This window comes from Hafnia psychrotolerans (genome assembly GCF_014639435.1).
Classification (GTDB): domain Bacteria; phylum Pseudomonadota; class Gammaproteobacteria; order Enterobacterales; family Enterobacteriaceae; genus Ewingella; species Ewingella psychrotolerans.
Genome location: NZ_BMFZ01000001.1, coordinates 380,742 through 396,526, shown reverse-complemented (window position 1 = coordinate 396,526; position 15,785 = coordinate 380,742). Strand labels below are relative to the sequence as shown.

Below are 15,785 nucleotides of genomic sequence, written 5' to 3'. Positions count from 1 at the left end.
CCATTATGAAAATTGCCATTATCGGCAGCGGTATTTCCGGGCTGAGCTGCGCCTGGATGTTGTCCCGCCAGTCACCCGATGACACCATCACCCTGTTTGAAGCTGGCGAAACCCTCGGTGGCCATACTGCCACCGTCGATATTGCCCTTGATGGCCGCGAATACGCCATTGATACCGGGTTCATCGTCTACAACTCGCGCACTTATCCACACTTCATTGCTCTGCTCAAAGAGTTAGGATTGCAGGGACAGCCGACCGAGATGAGTTTTTCGGTGCGTAATCCGCAAAGTGGAATGGAATATAACGGCCATACGCTTAATACGCTTTTTGCCCAGCGCCGCAACTTTTTCAAACCGACATTCTGGCGCTTTCTGCGCGAAATTTTACGTTTCAACGCCTTGTGCAAACAGCGTTTGCAAAGCCCGAACAATGACGAAATGACGCTGGGCAATCTGCTGGTGCAGAATCATTTTTCTGAGTTTTTCTCCCTGCACTATGTGCTGCCAATGGGCGCGGCTATCTGGTCATCCTCGCTGGGAGAGATGAGTGAGTTTCCCCTGTCGATGTTTTTACGCTTCTTCGACAATCACGGCCTGCTGGACGTCGCCAATCGCCCGCAGTGGATGGTGGTACCTGGCGGTTCGCGGGAGTACATCCGCCGGATGCAGCAAAAACTCCCATCCAGCGTTGAATTACTCACCTCAACCCCGGTACAGAGCGTGCTGCGCCATCAATCCGGTGTGACATTGCAAACCTCACGTGGTACGGAGGATTTCGATCAGGTGATTTTTGCCTGCCATTCGGATCAGGCGCTGGCGCTGCTAGGCGAAAACGCAACCGACGACGAGAAAGCCATCCTCGGCGCACTCCCTTATCAGTCCAATGAAGTGATTCTGCATACCGATACCCGTCATCTGCCACAGCAGAAACGAGCGTGGGCCAGCTGGAATTATCTGCTGCCGGTTGAAGACCCGGCGGTTCGTGAACGCCAGGCCAACGTGACGTACAACATGAATATTTTACAAGGCCTGAATTCACCGCATACCTTCTGCGTATCGCTGAACCCGGTCACGCCGGTGGACGAGAGCAAAATCCTGTTCCGCACGCATTACATGCATCCGGTGCTTAACCTTGCCAGCCACGCCGCCCAACGGCAACGTGGCAGGATCAACGGCCATCACCATAGTTGGTTCTGCGGCGCTTACTGGTACAACGGCTTTCATGAAGACGGCGTCAACAGTGCCCGCGACGTAGTAGATCAGCTACTGAAAAAGGCCAATCCTCTGCCTCAGCCTGAGCAGGAGCTGTCATGAACAGCACCTTGTACGTCGGCGGGGTACGCCATCGTCGGTTCACGCCGGTGGAACACCATTTTGACTATGCGATTTTTATGCCGCTCATCGATCTCGATGAACTGGATAAGCTGCATCAGGTGGGGATTCGACTGGAGACGTTTTCCGCTGCCAGCTTCCGGCGCAGCGACTATCTGGGCGGCGGTGACATCAAGACCAAAGCGCAGGATCGTATTGCTGAACTGACCGGTGACCGGCTAACCGGTCGGGTGATGCTGCTATGCCAACTACGTTATTTTGGCCTCTATTTCAATCCGGTCAATTTTTACTACCTGTATGACAGTGGCGATGTATTGCGCTGGATGTTAACCGAAGTGCGCAATACGCCGTGGAACGAGCGCCACACTTACGCCGTCTTGCCAGATGGCAGCCTGCCCGTCGCTAAAGCGTTTCACGTATCCCCCTTTAACCCGATGGATATGGTGTATCACTGGCAGTTGACACCGCCCGGCAAACAGTTACGTATCCATATAGAGAACCATCGCAAAACGCGAGAGTTCGACGCCACACTGACGCTGAAAGCTCAGCCTCTGACCCGCCAGACCTTGCGTAAGCAACTCTGGCGACTGCCTTTGATGACCGCTAAAACGGCTGTCACCATTTACTGGCAGGCGATCAAACTGTGGCTCAAACGCGCACCTATTTATCCTCACCCTCCCGCTGATAAGGACTGACGATGAGCAATCCAGATGTACAGCTTGCCCGTGAAGGCGTGACAAGCCGACGCAGTAAAGCGGCCCGCAGCGTGATCCTCAGCATTCTGAAACAGCTGCGCGGCGCCGGTTTAACCATTCAGGAACCGGGAACGGAACCGCTGTTTTTCGGCGATGAAAGCGCGCCACTACAAGGTGTGATTGAAGTCCAGCAGCCGCGTGCCTACCGCCGTGTTTTGCTGGGCGGCAGCATTGCAGCAGGCGAGAGTTTTATCGATGGTGACTGGACCACGCCGAACTTAACAGCCGTACTGCAATTACTGGCCGAAAACCTCGGACTGGTCGATAGAATTGAAGCCCGTCTGAGCTGGCTCAGCGCACCAGTGAATCGTCTGATCCATCTGCTGCGTAGCAACAGCCGTAAGCAGGCGCGCAAAAATATCTCGGCACATTATGACCTTGGCAATCAATTCTATCAGGGTTTCCTCGACAGCCAGATGCTCTACTCCTCGGCCTGGTATCAGGAGCCGCAGATGACGCTGGATCAGGCTCAAGAAGCCAAAATGCGCCGCCTGTGCGAACAGTTACAATTACGCGCCGGGGATCATCTGCTGGAAATCGGTACTGGCTGGGGGGCAATGGCGGAATTCGCTGCGCGCGAATATGGCTGCAAAGTCACTACCACGACCATATCCCGCGAACAGTATGATTTTGCCGTGCATCGCATTGAAACCGCCGGGCTGAGCGACCGGGTCACCGTATTGTTTGAAGACTACCGCACACTGCGCGGCCAGTACGACAAACTGGTGTCTATCGAGATGATCGAAGCGGTCGGTAAGCGCTATTTGCCCACCTTCTTCAAACGCTGTAATGCACTGTTAAAACCGCAAGGACGCATGGCGATTCAGGCCATCACCATCGCCGATCAACGCTACAAATATTACAGCCGCAATGTGGACTTCATTCAGCGCTATGTTTTCCCCGGTGGTTTTCTGCCCTCGATCACCGCCATGAGCGAGGCGATGACCCGCCACACGGGTCTGGTGGTGCGCGACCTGTTTGATATTGGTTCAGACTACGCCCGCACACTGCACGAATGGCGCGAGCGTGTCATCTGCTATTGGAACCAGCAAGCCTCACCCGATAGCGATGATCACTTCAAAAGACTTTGGCTGTTTTATCTGTGCTATTGCGAGGCCGGTTTCCGGGCACGCACCATCAGTACCGTGCAGATGACGGCTGAGAGACGCGCATGAAACCCCTGCGCTTCTGGTTACTGACCCTAGGCTTCGATGCCTGGTGGACGCTGGCCGTGTGGGGGCGCGAACGGGTGATACTGCTGTTATTGATCAGCAGTTTTTTGATGATGGCGTTGACACCATCACAGCGTCGTCTTTGGGTCGCGTTGGCCTGCATGCTGGGCATCATGATGGATTCACTGTGGTGCATCCTCGGTCTGTTTGAATTCGCTAACTCGCCGGGATTACCGCCGTGGATGATGGCGCTGTGGCTGGGGTTCAGCGCTTGGTGGCTGTGGTTACTCGGAAATGTACGACTGACATGGTACTGGCTGGTACCACTCGGTGCGGTCAGCGGTCCCTTGGCTTATTACATTGGCATGCGGCTCGGCGCGATGAACCTGCTCGCCACGCCGTCTTACGTGTGGTTGCTGCTGGCAGTGGGTTGGGCAATCTTCCTGCCGCTGATCAGTCTACCGATATTACTCAACAGGAATACGCGACGGAGAACCTGATGAAACATATTGCAATCGCCGCGTTGGCATTGATCTTTTCATGTGCGACTTTCGCTTCGACGCCCTGGGACCATTGGCAACGAGTAGGTCGCGCCACGTTAAGCTGGGGACCCTTCGACGTTTATCACTCCACATTACTGACGCCCGATGGCAAATATCAGGCGCAGCAATGGCCGCTGGCGCTGGCGATCGACTACCTGCGCAGCATTGATCGCCAAGAGCTTGCCAAAGCGACCGAAGATCAGTGGCAGGCGCTGGGCTTGGTAAATACCGCAAAGAAAAATGGCTGGTTGAATGCGGTAGAAAACACCTGGCCGGACGTCAGAGAAGGGAGTGAGATCGTTTTTGTGGCCGATGCCCAAGGTGGACAGTTCTACAGTCGTGCGCCTGGCAGCGTCATCGTCAGCCCAATTGGCAAACCGTTCAGCCCAGAATTTCGCGATGCGTTTCTGGCGATTTGGTTATCGCCTGGCACCCAATATCCTGATTTACGCAGCAAGCTTACTGGCGCAACGGCGTCAGATTAAGGTTCATCCGACCGGAGGTTTTATGACAGTTTTACACTCTTTTCTGCGCAAAGGTTTTCTCGGGCTGATGGCGGCCAGTGTGTTGTTACTCACCAGTTGCAGTGCCGACATCAAAGATTATGCACAAACCCAGCCAAGGCTGGATATCTTCAGTTATTTCAACGGTGACAGTGTGGCCTATGGCATGGTGCAAGATTATACCAACAAACAGACCCGACGCTTTACCGCGAAAATTCGCGGAGACGTGGTGGGCGATACGCTGACCTTGCATGAAGATTTTGTTTATAACGACGGCGAGAAACAAACCCGTGTCTGGCATATCCGTAAGCTCGCGGACGGGACTTATACCGGCACAGCAGGTGACATTATAGGCACCGCCACCGGCAAATCCGCTGGCAATGCCTTTAACTGGAACTACGTGATGGACGTGAAATCAGGCGGCAGCACCTACCGTCTGACCTTCGACGACTGGATCTATCAGCAGGATGAGCAACACCTGTTTAACGCCACATCGCTAAAGAAATTCGGCGTAGAAGTGGCGCGAGTCACCCTCTTTTTCGAGAAAAAATAACCTCGTTAAAAACAAGACCGCGAGATCCCAAAGGAGGTTCGTTTACACCTTCTTTGGGACAGTGTGGGCAGCGAGCCCACGATCTTGCATTTGGATTTAAAAGCAAGTCTGGGCAGACGCCCAAGCCTATCGGTCGGTATTAACTTCCTGTAAAGAAGCCGGTTTTCTTCCAAAAACAAACTTCCCTAAGGTCACCAGCAGTACGGCACACAGGATAACCCCTAACGCCATCCACTCGACCGGCGAGAGCGATTCGCCGGCGAAACTGATCCCCAGTAGCACTGCCACGATCGGGTTAACGTAGGCGTAACTGGTGGCAATCGCCGGACGGACAGTTTTCAGCAGGTACATATAAGCACTGATAGCAATCATTGAACCAAACACCATCAGGTAAGCGAGCGCCAAAAAACCGCTAAATGAGGGCATGGCCGTCAGATGTTCGTGGGTAATACGGCTGGCGATCAGCAAAACCCCGCCAGCCACAATCATTTCGGCAGCACCGGCCATCAGGCCAACCGGCAGCGGAAGGCGAGAACTCCATACCGAGCCGAACGCCCAACTCAGTGAAGCCAGCAGAATCAGCAACGCGCCCCAGGGATTACCACCCAGATTGCTGCCGGTATTGAGCAACACAATACCAAACAGGCCGATACCTACACCGGTCCACTCTATCCGGCTATTCGGCATTCCCCATAAACGGCTGAAGCACAGGGTAAACAGTGGCACCGTCGCAACCATCACCGCAGCAATACCTGAGGGTACCTGCATATGCTCCGCCACGGTAACCAGTCCGTTACCTACCGCCAGCAATAAAATGCCGATGGCACCTGCGGCCAGCCACTGTTTGAGCGACGGTAATTTGTGTCCGCGCAGCAGCAAAAAAGCAAACATCACGCAACCCGCCACAAAGAAACGCAGTCCGGCCATCATCAACGGTGGCCAACTTTCAACACCAATGCGGATGACGAAATACGTCGAACCCCAGATAAAATAGAGTGCAAACAGCGCAGCGATCAACGGCAGGAAAGAGCGAGCGGCAGAACGGGTCATGATGACGACACTTTTAAGCAGACATTCGAAGGGAAACAGTTAACGCTATTACGGGTCAAAACAGCGAGGGAATCTGTGCTATTGCATCAAAATGTTGCTAAATAGTTTCACGACCTGTTGATTTGCAGTGCAAATATGGACAGGCTGCTGGCCTGATATAAATAGACGGTTGCAGGAACCAGCAAACAACTTATAATTCCGGGCAATAATTGAAGAGGTTCTATGATGAAGAGTTTCGGCAAAAAATGTCTTATCGCCCTGTTCGGCCTAATGGCTATCGGCGCTATCGGCGGTGTGATGGTGGCGGGCTATGCGGTGGTGATCCAGGATGATAAAGCACCTGATACGAGCGCAGAGCCTGCTGTCACTCCGGCGCCGGTGACTCATAACGCGTCCTGACGGCGCGTTTTTTCACTCCATCCTCCTTTCGCACCTCGCGCTTATTCCTACGGTGGTGTGACCTGCCAGCCTTGCAAATAGCGGCTCCAGCGCTCAAAAGTCATATCAACGATAATCGCCAGCAGCGCCACAATGATCGCACCTTGCAATACATAGGCCGTATTAAACCCACTCAGACCAATGATGATCGGTGAACCGAGACTTTGCGTGCCCACTGTCGAGGCGATAGCCGCCGTGCCAATATTAATAATCACCGAGGTGCGGATCCCGGCGACGATCACCGGTGCCGCCAACGGCATCTCCACTTTAGTGAGGATTTGCCAACTGCTCATGCCGACACCCTGCGCAATCTCCCGTGCTGAAGCGGGTACCGATTCGATGCCCGCAATCGTTCCCTGTAAAATCGGGAGTAAACCGTAAAGTACCAGCGCGATGATGGCGGGTTTTTCGCTAAATCCCATCACGGGAACCGCCACCGCTAATACCGCGACCGGCGGAAAAGTCTGTCCCATGGCGACGATGGTCTCCACCAGCGAGCGGAACACTTTGCCCGCATGTCGGGTGACGCCCACTCCCGCCGCCACGCCAATGATGACGGCGATCACGCTGGAAATTCCCACTAACATCAGGTGTGCCTGCACCAATGATGCAAAGCTCTCTTGCTGGTATACCGGCCGGTCCAGCGCCGGAAACATCCAGTGAAAGAGGCCACTGAGTGAGGTCATACCCCACACCAGCGCGATCAGCAGCAGCGTGACCCACGGCAACGGATCTTTCAGCCAACGCAGTGTCATATATCCTCTCTTTCGGCAATTAAATCGCTGAAATGCAACACACCAAGCGGCTGGCCAGCCTCATCGATGACCGGTAACCGCTCGGTATGACGCGCCACAAACACGGATAGCGCCTCACGCAGCGTCATTGATGCCGCTACAGGCGCGTGATTTCCAGTCAGCAACTCTCCGCGTCGGGTCCGTTCTCCCACCAGCCCGAGAGACAACAGTTTAATGCCCATATCACTGCGACCAAAGAAGTCACGCACGAACGGCGTCACGGGTTTGGTCAGCATTTCCAGTGGCGTTCCATGTTGAATAACCTGCCCGTCATTTAATAAGACGATACGGTCTGCCAGACTCAGCGCTTCGTCAATATCATGAGTGACCAGCACAATGGTACGGTTAGTCAGTTGGTGAATACGCGCCACTTCCTGTTGCAGCGTGCCGCGAGTGACAGGATCCAGCGCGCCAAAGGGTTCGTCCATTAGCAACACCTCAGGATCGGAGGCCAACGCCCGTGCGACACCCACTCGTTGCTGCTGTCCGCCAGACAACTGATGGGGATAGCGTTGACGAAACTGCGCCGGATCCAGATGTAGTAACGCCATCAGCTCGGTAACGCGGTCGCGGATTTTGGCTTTCGGCCATTTAAGTAACTGCGGTACCGTGGCAATGTTCTCTTCCACTGTCCAGTGAGGAAACAGCCCAATCGACTGAATGGCATACCCCATCCGCCGACGCAGATCCTGTACGCGGAATTTTTCTATCGGCTCTCCGGCAAAGGTGATTTCCCCCTGATCGTGCTCCACCAGCCGGTTAATCATCTTCAGCGTGGTAGATTTCCCCGAACCGGAAGTGCCAATGAGCACGGTGAACTCGCCCTGGGCCATTTCCAGCGTCAGATCGCGGACCACCGCTTTTCCGGCAAAAAGCTTACTTACCTGCTTGAAATGAATCATCTGCGTGAGGTTTCCAACATTGAGACTAAAAATTTAAAGATCCCATCGACAATCACCGCCATCAGCACCACGGGGATAACACCCAGTAGCACCAAATCCAGTGCGCTGCTAAGCAGCCCCTGGAACATAATGGCACCAAGGCCACCGGCACCGATCAGCGCCGCCACCACCGCCATGCCGACAGTTTGCACGGCTACAATACGCACACCGGTGAGGATCACCGGTAAGGCAATCGGCATCTGGATTTTATAAAACACCTGCATCCGGTTCATGCCCATACCACGGGCAGATTCGAGGACACCTGACGAAACCGAATCCAGACCCGCAATGACACTGCGCACCAGTGGTAACAGCGAATAGAGCACCAGCGCGATGATGGCCGGTGCCAGACCAATACCGCTAATACCGTGATCTGCCAGCCAGGGAATCGCTTTAGCCAACCCGGCCAGTGGAGCCAGCAGCAGACCGAACAGAGCAATCGACGGCACGGTCTGAATAATGTTTAGCACTGAAATAATGGGCGTCTGCCAACGCACCGAACGGTGACAAACTATTCCCAGCGGCAGACCAAGCAGGACGGCGGGTAACAACGTGCCGAACAGAATGCCCAAATGCTGCCACAGTGCAGCATTAAACACCTCCGACCGGTTGTCATACTCTTTAAGCAGCGACAACTGATCAAGCTGGCCGCTGCCAAGCAAGACAACTACCGGCAGAAACAGCTGTAAATTCAGCAAAATTCGCCAGGTATGATTTGGCGTGAAGCGAGAGATGGCATCAGAGGCAATCAATAGCGACAGCGCCCCGCAGGCCCAGAATCCGCCACCCAACGAGGTACGTGCCAGACTCTCTTCATCACCGCCCATCAGCGTAACGGCGGTATGCCCGGCAAGCGCCGTCAGGCCAAACAGCAGCACTTCCGCCAGCAGCATGACGATGAACATGTTGCGACGAGAAGAAGAGAAGAATGAAAACAACAGCAGAAACAGTACCGGCAGCAGTAATAGTGCGCCGGTCCCATTCAGTTGGCTGGCGAGATAAAGCCCCTGCCCCGACACCAACCGATTGGGCGCAAGGCTGAGAAATGCCAAACCCGATCCGGAGGCAATCAGCAGGATCACCAGCGTCAATAACACGCGGTTTTTAACGAAGTCCTGGGTCAAAAAATCACCTGAAGCTAAAAAGATCTGCCCGCGCAGTCAGCCGGAGCTGGCCTTACGGGCCGGAGTCATTATTCTACCGTCATGACGGGGCTTATTTTTTCACGAAGCCTTTTTCCTGCAGATATTTTGCCGCCACTTTCTTCGCATCCATGCCACCCACGGCAATTTTAGCATTGAGTTTTTGCAGCGTCGGGCCATCCAGTGAATCAAATACCGGCTTGAGCAGTTCAGGGATGTTCGGATGCGCTTTCAGCACAGATTCACGGATGATCGGTGCCGGAGCGTAAATCGGCTGAACACCTTTTGGATCGCTCAGCGTTTGCAGGCCCAGCGCCGCTACCGGGCCGTCGGTACCGTAGGCCATCGCTGCATTGACGCCAGAGGTATTCTCTGCCGCTGCTTTAATCGTCACCGCAGTATCTCCTCCCGCCAGCGACAGCAACTGATTCTGTTTGAGCTTGAAGCCGTAGGCATTTTCAAACGCCGGTAAGGCATCCGGGCGTTCGATAAATTCAGCCGACGCCGCCAGCTTGAAGTCACCGCCACTGCTGATGTAGCTGCCAAGATCGCCGAGCGATTTCAAATTATGCGCACTGGCCACATCCTGACGCACTGCGATGGTCCAGGTGTTATTGGCAGGCGAAGGATCCAACCAGACGATTTTGTTCTGGTCGTGATCGAGCTTCTTCACTTTTTCATAACCGGCTTGGGCATTTTTCCATGCCGGATCTTTTTCATCTGAGAAGAAGAAAGCACCGTTACCGGTGTATTCCGGATAGATATCAATCTCACCGGCGGTGATCGCTCCACGCAGCACCTTGGTGTTACCCAACTGCAGTTTATTGGTGGTTTTGATGCCGTTAGCTTCGAGTACCTGAATGATCAGGTTACCGAGCAGTGATCCTTCGGTATCAATTTTCGACCCAACACGCACATTGTCTGCCGCCTGAGCAGAGATGCTCGTCGCCGAGACCATCGCCAGCGTCGCCGCGACGAGGGTTCCACGCATACGCCCTGTCATAAAAGCCATGTTTTTTCCTCTCAACGCATTACCCGTCATGCTGCAATGCTTTAAAAACGATATGCAATCAAGGATAGACCAATTTTTACGACGGGCAAAAAACGGCGAGGCAAAAAGGTCCCAGCGGCTTTTTAAGTCAGAGAGGTATGGGCGACAAGCCCAGGGTTTTGAATATGAGCAACTAAATGACCGGCTCCCTCGGCGCAAACACATGCCTTGCGCCCTGTGCGATCATCGCGGCAACCAGGTCAAATCCTCCGTTGGGGCGCGAGAGTGCCAACTCACGTTCGGCGGTGAAAATTGGGCTAATCCAGAACAGATTAACCGGGTCACCAAAGTTATCAGGCAGAGATACTTTGCTCGACGGCGAACAGAGTGCGGAGGAAACGACGTGGCCTTCGTAACCCAATGGGGCCATCGGCGAAATCAGCGTATGCCCTTCCCCGAGCCAGCTTAGCGTGGTCCATGGCAGTTGTGCATAACCGGACAGCGCACTGGCCATCTGAACCGCATTCTCTTCGTTCACATACTGTTTGCCGACAGCGAACGCGAGTTCAATGCGCCGGTGTTCACGAGCTTCATCGGTGAAAACAATGTCGATTTGCGGCATCGGCCGGATGCTCATACCGAGGGTGAAAAAGTAATAATTTTCATCATCTTCATGCTGGGAGATCGCCATTGGCGGCCAGTTGCCCTGATCGATACCGTAATATTTCACCGATGGCCCAAAACGATTTTCATAGCTGCCGAGGAATTTACGCTGAATTTTCAGCCACGGATTTTGCTCTTCCTGCTGCCAGTCGCGCCAAAATTGGCGGGTTTTGTCGGCCAGATCATATTGAGGATTCGTGGATGCCGAGCCCAGCGGGAGCGTCAGCAAGTTCTGTTTAATGCAACCTGCGGAATAACACACAGCGTGATCAATATACAGGCTCCAGCCAGGGATAACGGCCAGCAACAACCCCTGATACCAGAGCGCGGCACCGTCATCACTTTCATTCCACAGGATCTGAATATGTGCAGGATCGAGCGGCGCTTCAGCTTCAAGGCTACGGCAATATTGCGCGGCCAGCATCGGCGCCTGCCCATGCTCCATGGCGTGCTGATCGTCTTGCAAAGGTGCAGGAGAAAGATTGCGGATCCAGCAGGCACGCATCCGCGGGAAGCGGTCACGTAAATCTTCGCAGGCGTAAATATAGAAATAAGCCACGCGTTCGTCCTGCTCGACCAGCGCGGTCAATGTTTGTTTATCATTACTCACTTCAACGAGAATGTCTGACTGGCGCATAAAACCTCTGCGGGTTGGGCCTCAATGAGAATATGAAGCGTCTGGGTCGCTTTCCAGTCAGTGTAGAACGGTTATCATCCGGGGATAACGGGCAAAAGTCCCAAAAGTCACTGCACTACGCGTTTTTTCACCGCGATTTTAATGGCATGATTCCTCCAACAGAGGAATAAAGACGCTAAGCTCTGCTTACCGATCAGACCAGGCGTTATCCGCATACCTCGTGCGCTGTAGCAAAAAATAGAAAGTAAAACGCCAGGTCTGGTTATTGAAAATAACCAGACCTGGCGTTGCGTCTTCGGCGACGTAATAGAACGGGATCTAACGTCAATGCGCGAGCGGTTGTGCGGCAGTGGCTTTATTCAACTCAGGCCACAGAACTAACACCAGATCAATCAACCGGTGAAGCTGTTCGGCGCTGGCACCATCACGTGCTTGCACGGACATTCCCTGAATGGTACAGGCGATATATTTGGCCAATAAGGCACTATCCGTGGTCTTCGGGACTTCATCAGTGAGTTTCTTCTTCTCGAAATATTCGCACAAAGTACGTTCCTGAGAAAGATGCCGTCCGCGCAGCATCTCGGCAATATCCTGAGATGAAGAGGACATCCCTGAAGACGCGCTGATCATGAAACAACCGCTTGGAGTATCGCAGTCGGTAAACAACTCCGCCGTAGTACGCAGATACTGTTCTATAGCTTGCTCGACGGACAAATCTGTTCTGCTTAGCAGACAGAAACTCTTTTCGTAAAAGGTTGCCAGATAGTGTTCAACGGCAGCGCGGAATAACCCTTCTTTATTGCCAAATTCCGCATACAGGGTAGGCGCTTTCGCACCGGTGGCTTCGACCAAATCCGCTAATGAGGTGGCCTCGTAGCCATGACGCCAGAATAAATTCAGGGCCTTGCTCAGAGCAGTTCCGCGATCGAACTGTTTTGGGCGACCGCGACATTTCCGGACCAAAGCCGTCTGTTCAGTGCTCATACACCCTCCCTCCATCACCCAGTGGTTCTGGTTGTTATTAATATAACGATCATTATTAAAAATAGTTGCACACAAGTCCAGCAGAGATTATTATTTAATTATCGAGCGATAAATAAATAGCTCACACCAGCAAGTCATACGCTGTCATCAGCGAATAATCCCAGGACAACACATCATGCACAATCTTAAGATCCTTCTTGCAGTATTGGCGTTAACCGCTGTCCCGGTTGCCCATGTCGCCGCACAGCAGGTTATCATGATGCCAACCCAGAGTCAGGAAGTCGCCATGGTCAATGTGACTGGAGACAGTAATTTTTGTCATCCTGGCCGTTTTGCTAACGGCAAGTCCTCACAACAACCTATCCCGACTTCGCCGACAATGCCACCCACTCCAGCGGGTTCAGTCAATCATCCGCCTGTTTACTACTAAGGCGTGTGATCTGAACCCAGCAGAGTGAAGAACGAGGCGACATGATGTCGCCTTATCTTTGTCTGCTTATCTCAACCGTTAAGCACCTTCTCGGTTTTAACATCCTCAGCCGCCCAAACCAACCATTACATTAATACGCATTAAATAATCATACGCACTCATGGCGACAAAACGTGCATCGTCTTTTTCATCAGATAACAGTCAACTTTTTCGCGCATTTTACTTTACAACCTCGCAACAACAAGCCTCATTAACGTGACCTGAGTCACAGCACGATTAGTTAACGATTATTAAAAAAACATCTTGCGCAAGAACCGGTCAGTCGCTAACATTAACTTATCGAACGTTAACTAATAACGTTTACCGAATCAAAAATAGACTTATCCAGATTAACGAACAGGAACTGACATCATGAAAAACGTAAAAATGACGCTCGCAGCACTGGCACTGGCTACCGTATCTTTCTCTTCAATGGCCGCAACTCTGGTTGATTCAGCACCAGCGAACCAACAGAAAATTGGGGTTATCAGTGCGACATCAGGCAGTGACCTTTCCAGCCTGCAACACGAACTGAATGCTAAAGCTTCCGAAATGGGTGCAAGTTCATACCGCATTATCGGTGCCTCAGGTGATAACTACCTTTACGGTACTGCTGAACTGTACAAATAACAGCGGACAGGTTTAAACCCACCACCGCACAATTAGTTAACGATTAATAAATAAATACATTGCACAGAATGTGATCCCGGTCTAAGATTTAATTATCGAACGTTAAATAAAACGTCTGACCCATTTTTCACCTGCTGATGCGCAGAATATCAAAGAACAGAGAAGGTCTTTATCATGAAAAACATCGCAATGACATTTGCAGCAATCGCCCTGGCTACCGCATCATTCACTACCCTGGCAGCCACTCAGGTTCAGTCTACACCGGCTAATTCACAAGCCATCGGTGTGATAAGCGCGCAGGCAGGTTCTAACCTGTCCAGCCTGGAAAACAAACTGGCGGCTAAAGCTGACGCCAATGGTGCAAGTTCATACCGCATCATCTCCGCTTCCGGTGACAACCGTCTGTACGGTACTGCTGAGCTGTATAAATAAGTATTGAGTTTCACAACAGTATGCAGAAGAGGCGGCGCTTGCCGCCTTTTTCGTGCCTGCCATTAATATCTCGCATTCTTTTAGCACGACCTCGCAAAGACACCCTGCCCTGCCCCTCTTTTTCACTTTAGCTCTAATATCAGTGTGCTGAGCTTTTCAGCTGGCTGTCTTGCTGATGTTGTTCCAGCGCCAGTTCGACAAGTTTGGTGATCAATTCGCTGTAACCCAGACCGCTGGCAGCCCATAGTTTAGGGTACATGCTGATGTTGGTGAATCCCGGCAACGTATTGATTTCATTAATAACCACATCGCCCTGCGCGGTGAGAAACACGTCTACACGCGCCATTCCACGACACTCCAAGATTTCAAAGGCCTGTAAAGCGATGGCACGGATGCGATCATGGGTTTCCTGCGGTAAATCCGCCGGAACGGCCACTGAAGCACCTTGCTCATTGATATATTTTGTGTCGTAAGAGTAGAACTCATCTTGCAGGATCACTTCCCCACAGAGGCTGGCCTGCGCATGGGCATTGCCCAACACGGCGCACTCAATCTCGCGGCCAACAATGGCGGATTCCACCAGCACTTTGTGGTCGAAATCGAATGCCAGCGCCACAGCGGTGATATATTCGGCTTCATCAGTGACTTTACTGACCCCCACTGAAGATCCCTGATTGGCCGGTTTGATAAACAACGGCAGGCCAAGCGATAAGGACACAGCTTCAAAAGTATGCAGGTGTCGGTTACTGCGCGTCAGGCTGACAAAAGGAGCAACGTTCAGTCCTGCATCACGTAGCAGACGTTTGGTCACGTCTTTATCCATACTGACCGCAGAACCCAATACGCCCGACCCGACAAAAGGCATGTTTGCCATGCGCAATAAACCCTGTAATGAACCATCTTCCCCCAACGTGCCGTGCACAATAGGGAAAATAACGTCCAGCTGTGAAAGTGCACTGGCGCTGCTGGTTTCAATCAGCTGGTTTTCAGTCTGGCCAGGGATCAGCGCAACCTGATTATTCGAACGATTTAGGGCAATCAGCGACGGGTTTTCAGCGTTGATTAAATAGTTACTGGCATCGTTAATGTGCCATTCCCCCTTTTTATCGATCCCCAGCAGCGTGACATCAAAACGACTCTTATCAATGGCATCGACGATATTTTTTGCCGACTGCAATGACACTTCATGCTCAGCCGACTTACCGCCAAAAATGATACCTACGCGTACTTTACTCATCCACGACTCCTTGACATCAATATTCTGCACGGTTACAACACTGACAGCTCAGTTGCGCTTTCAGTCCACAACAAAAAGTTTTGCACCTTTAACGGTGGAAGACTGATGCGCTTCAGCATCATCGGCCACCTGATAACTCATACCCGGCGTCAGGGTGAAGGTACGCCCATCATCCAGCCGGGTTTGTAATTCGCCTTCCAGACAGAAAAGCACGTGACCTTTGCTGCACCAATGGTCAGCCAGATATCCCGCCGAATATTCAACAATACGCACACGGATCTCACCAAAATGCTGAGTACGCCACAAGGCCAGCCCCGTTTCACCGGCATGTTCTGTCGGCGCGATCTGGCTCCAGTCTGTGGTACAAAAAGGAATATCGACAAGTTGCATGCGTTTCTCTGCTTCGGCAAAGGGGAAAGGAAAACCAGCATAAAAGTGAGCATGGTTTTTATCAATCACTGTTCCCTGATCACCTGACGATTTGTAGAAATAGTGAGTCAATAAAGCGTTGCAAGCCTGAA

18 protein-coding genes and 1 pseudogene are annotated in these 15,785 nt (G+C 52.5%); 10 read left to right on the top strand and 9 right to left on the bottom strand.

All coding sequences use genetic code 11. The annotated features are described in order from the left end of the window. Positions 1–5 precede the first annotated feature (5 nt). Genes IEV89_RS01860 through IEV89_RS01835 form a run of 6 tightly spaced genes read left to right on the top strand, consistent with a single transcriptional unit; the run spans position 6 to position 4,856 of the window. Entirely contained in the window at positions 6–1,313 is a 1,308-nt protein-coding gene (locus IEV89_RS01860) for an NAD(P)/FAD-dependent oxidoreductase (protein WP_188469832.1), read from the top strand. Then, positions 1,310–2,026 carry a DUF1365 domain-containing protein gene (locus IEV89_RS01855; RefSeq protein ID WP_188469830.1) on the top strand — a complete coding sequence of 239 codons (717 nt, stop codon included), beginning with the start codon at positions 1,310–1,312 and terminating at the stop codon, positions 2,024–2,026. Before IEV89_RS01860 ends, IEV89_RS01855 begins: the two co-directional genes overlap by 4 nt. A gap of 2 nt (positions 2,027–2,028) precedes the next feature. Then, positions 2,029–3,261: an SAM-dependent methyltransferase gene (locus tag IEV89_RS01850; RefSeq protein ID WP_188469828.1), complete on the top strand. Its 1,233-nt coding sequence runs from the start codon at positions 2,029–2,031 to the stop codon at positions 3,259–3,261. Beyond that, a complete protein-coding gene (locus IEV89_RS01845) occupies positions 3,258–3,758 on the top strand; it encodes a DUF2878 domain-containing protein (RefSeq protein WP_188469826.1) in 501 nt (166 codons plus the stop codon). Before IEV89_RS01850 ends, IEV89_RS01845 begins: the two co-directional genes overlap by 4 nt. After that, a complete protein-coding gene (locus IEV89_RS01840) occupies positions 3,758–4,285 on the top strand; it encodes a chalcone isomerase family protein (RefSeq protein WP_188469824.1) in 528 nt (175 codons plus the stop codon). Before IEV89_RS01845 ends, IEV89_RS01840 begins: the two co-directional genes overlap by 1 nt. Positions 4,286–4,307: 22 nt before the next feature. Further along, positions 4,308–4,856 (top strand): DUF3833 domain-containing protein, encoded by a 549-nt coding sequence (locus tag IEV89_RS01835; protein WP_188469821.1) that lies wholly within the window; start codon positions 4,308–4,310, stop codon positions 4,854–4,856. Positions 4,857–4,982: 126 nt separating this feature from the next. Here the strand turns inward: IEV89_RS01835 and yedA are convergent, their stop codons facing one another. Next, a complete protein-coding gene (yedA, locus tag IEV89_RS01830) occupies positions 4,983–5,906 on the bottom strand; it encodes a drug/metabolite exporter YedA (RefSeq protein ID WP_188469819.1) in 924 nt (307 codons plus the stop codon). A gap of 225 nt (positions 5,907–6,131) precedes the next feature. On the opposite strand from yedA, the pseudogene IEV89_RS21930 reads away from it, so the two are divergent. Next, a pseudogene (locus IEV89_RS21930) lies at positions 6,132–6,233 on the top strand (YohO family small membrane protein); the annotation flags it as partial. Between the two features lie 119 nt (positions 6,234–6,352). On the opposite strand, the gene IEV89_RS01820 reads toward IEV89_RS21930, so the two are convergent. The 6 genes from IEV89_RS01820 to IEV89_RS01795 all read right to left on the bottom strand — a co-directional run bounded on the left by IEV89_RS01820 (position 6,353) and on the right by IEV89_RS01795 (position 12,496). Then, entirely contained in the window at positions 6,353–7,099 is a 747-nt protein-coding gene (locus IEV89_RS01820; protein WP_308420845.1) for an ABC transporter permease, read from the bottom strand. After that, positions 7,096–8,040: an ABC transporter ATP-binding protein gene (locus IEV89_RS01815; protein ID WP_188469817.1), complete on the bottom strand. Its 945-nt coding sequence runs from the start codon at positions 8,038–8,040 to the stop codon at positions 7,096–7,098. The genes IEV89_RS01820 and IEV89_RS01815 overlap by 4 nt, the downstream gene beginning before the upstream one ends. Further along, positions 8,037–9,203 carry an ABC transporter permease gene (locus IEV89_RS01810; protein WP_229746334.1) on the bottom strand — a complete coding sequence of 389 codons (1,167 nt, stop codon included), beginning with the start codon at positions 9,201–9,203 and terminating at the stop codon, positions 8,037–8,039. Before IEV89_RS01810 ends, IEV89_RS01815 begins: the two co-directional genes overlap by 4 nt. A 91-nt stretch (positions 9,204–9,294) precedes the next feature. Then, complete coding sequence (osmF, locus tag IEV89_RS01805; protein WP_373283341.1) at positions 9,295–10,212, bottom strand: glycine betaine ABC transporter substrate-binding protein OsmF; 918 nt, start codon at positions 10,210–10,212, stop codon at positions 9,295–9,297. A gap of 193 nt (positions 10,213–10,405) precedes the next feature. Then, positions 10,406–11,512: a suppressor of fused domain protein gene (locus IEV89_RS01800; RefSeq protein WP_188469813.1), complete on the bottom strand. Its 1,107-nt coding sequence runs from the start codon at positions 11,510–11,512 to the stop codon at positions 10,406–10,408. Positions 11,513–11,836: 324 nt separating this feature from the next. Then, the gene (locus tag IEV89_RS01795) at positions 11,837–12,496 is read right to left on the bottom strand and encodes a TetR/AcrR family transcriptional regulator (protein WP_188469811.1); all 660 of its coding nucleotides are present in this window, start codon (positions 12,494–12,496) and stop codon (positions 11,837–11,839) included. Positions 12,497–12,671: 175 nt separating this feature from the next. Here IEV89_RS01795 and IEV89_RS01790 point away from each other — a divergent pair, with 175 nt between their 5' ends. From IEV89_RS01790 to bhsA (IEV89_RS01780), 3 genes are all read left to right on the top strand, one after another. Then, positions 12,672–12,926 (top strand): hypothetical protein, encoded by a 255-nt coding sequence (locus IEV89_RS01790; protein WP_188469809.1) that lies wholly within the window; start codon positions 12,672–12,674, stop codon positions 12,924–12,926. A gap of 411 nt (positions 12,927–13,337) precedes the next feature. Next, a complete protein-coding gene (gene bhsA, locus IEV89_RS01785) occupies positions 13,338–13,595 on the top strand; it encodes a multiple stress resistance protein BhsA (protein ID WP_188469807.1) in 258 nt (85 codons plus the stop codon). A gap of 174 nt (positions 13,596–13,769) precedes the next feature. Then, positions 13,770–14,027 carry a multiple stress resistance protein BhsA gene (gene bhsA, locus IEV89_RS01780; RefSeq protein ID WP_188469805.1) on the top strand — a complete coding sequence of 86 codons (258 nt, stop codon included), beginning with the start codon at positions 13,770–13,772 and terminating at the stop codon, positions 14,025–14,027. Between the two features lie 139 nt (positions 14,028–14,166). Here the strand turns inward: bhsA (IEV89_RS01780) and ddlA are convergent, their stop codons facing one another. Then, entirely contained in the window at positions 14,167–15,264 is a 1,098-nt protein-coding gene (gene ddlA, locus IEV89_RS01775; protein ID WP_188469803.1) for a D-alanine--D-alanine ligase, read from the bottom strand. A 60-nt stretch (positions 15,265–15,324) separates the two neighbouring features. Continuing rightward, on the bottom strand, positions 15,325–15,654 hold the full coding sequence (locus IEV89_RS01770) for a DHCW motif cupin fold protein (RefSeq protein WP_188470333.1): 330 nt from the start codon (positions 15,652–15,654) through the stop codon (positions 15,325–15,327). Between the last annotated feature and the right edge of the window lie 131 nt (positions 15,655–15,785).